2 protein-coding genes are annotated in these 895 nt (G+C 44.0%); both read right to left on the reverse strand.

The window, feature by feature from the left end; all coding sequences use genetic code 11:
• The coding region (locus tag E0496_RS33385) for an IS3 family transposase (RefSeq protein WP_161601663.1) at positions 1–317 on the reverse strand (317 nt) is incomplete at its 3' end.
• A gap of 20 nt (positions 318–337) precedes the next feature.
• Positions 338–895: helix-turn-helix domain-containing protein (locus tag E0496_RS33390; RefSeq protein ID WP_141506241.1), on the reverse strand; the 558-nt coding region annotated here is incomplete at its 5' end.

Raw genomic sequence — 895 nt, forward strand, 5'->3', positions numbered from 1 at the left:
ACGTAACTTGGACGTTTCCTCCGAATCACTGCTTTCAATCCCAGAGCTCTCATGATCCCGTAGTATCGCTTTTTGTTGTAAGTCTTTTTCAGTTTACGGTTCAATTGGATACGCATTTGGCGATAACCCAGAATCCCTTTTCGCTTGTCATAGCGAAGCTTCACTTCTTTTGCTAGTGAAAGCCGTTCAAGCTCTCGATTGGACGGCTTCCATTTCAACCATTTATAATAGGCAGATCTGGCGATGTTAGCGAGCTTGCATAACGCTAGTATGGCATAGCCCTTTTCTGTGTGCAGTTCTTGAATCGCTTGATACAAGACGACATGTCGAACGAGGGTTAGCGTGTAGGTCTTCGCCGGATCTCTGCCAACTTTTTTTCGAAGGCATTCTCCATTTCTAAGTATTCATTGCGCGCTTCGAGTTCCTTGATCCGAAGTTTAAGACGCTCCGTCTCATCCAGTTCTTCCACAGGCTTATTGCGACCACGGTGATCTCTAAGAGCCTCCTGGCTGCCTGATTGGTATTTACGAACCCATGCGTACACCTGTTGGTAGGAAACATTGTACTTCTTCATCGCTTTCTGATAATCCAACTGATTGGCAAGGGTATACTGCACAATTTCAATACGCTCTTCAAAAGTGGTTTTACGTCCTTTATTCATGTGAACCTTTCCTTTACGAGTAGGTTTGATTTCTTTCCTACAAGTATACTTGGAAATCCAGTTCGCCAAAACACTTTTACTTGAAATGTGATGCTGCTTTGTCGCTTCTCGGATGGAGTACTTTCCAGATAGAACATCACGAATCGCAGTCTGCTTGAGCGCATGTGAGTATGTTTTCCAAGCCTTGGATTCCTTTAACCCCTCATAACCATCCGCTTTGTATTTCCTTATCCA

It is taken from the genome of Paenibacillus luteus, assembly GCF_006542765.1.
Classification (GTDB): Bacteria; Bacillota; Bacilli; order Paenibacillales; family Paenibacillaceae; genus Pristimantibacillus; species Pristimantibacillus luteus.